1 pseudogene is annotated in these 507 nt (G+C 65.1%); it reads right to left on the bottom strand.

Going from position 1 to position 507, the window contains the following annotated elements:
* Positions 1-507, bottom strand: a pseudogene (argS, locus tag ABQX22_RS26810) (arginine--tRNA ligase); the annotation flags it as partial.

Here is a 507-nt window from a genome sequence, read left to right as displayed (position 1 = left end):
CATAGCGCGACAGCTCGACCATGACGTTGAGCGAATGCTCGTCATCCAGACGCGCCAGCTCGGCCAACCCATGCGCCTGCTCGTACTTGTAGCCTTTTTCCAGCGCCTGACGCAGCACGCTGCACACGCGGGCATGCGCGTACTGCACATAGAACACCGGGTTGTCGTTGCTCTGCTGACGGGCCAGGTCGATGTCGAAGGTGAGCTGCGAATCGGGCTTGCGCGCGATCAGGAACCAGCGCACCGCATCGGCGCTGGTTTCTTCGATCAGATCGCGCAGGGTGACGTAGCTGCCGGCACGCTTGGACAGCTTCACCTCTTCGCCGCCGCGCATCACCGTGACCATCTGGTGCAGCACGTATTCCGGCCAGCCCTGCGGGATGCCCAGTTCCAGTGCCTGCAGGCCGGCGCGCACGCGCGTCAGCGAGCCGTGGTGATCCGCGCCCAGTTCGGTGATCGCGCGCTCGTAGCCGCGCTGCCACTTGGTCAGGTGATAGGCCACGTCCG

Source organism: Xanthomonas sp. WHRI 1810A (assembly GCF_040202885.1).
Lineage (GTDB): Bacteria > Pseudomonadota > Gammaproteobacteria > Pseudomonadales > Pseudomonadaceae > Aquipseudomonas.
Note: the sequence above shows the minus strand (reverse complement) of the source record. Positions and strands in the feature narration are given on the sequence as shown.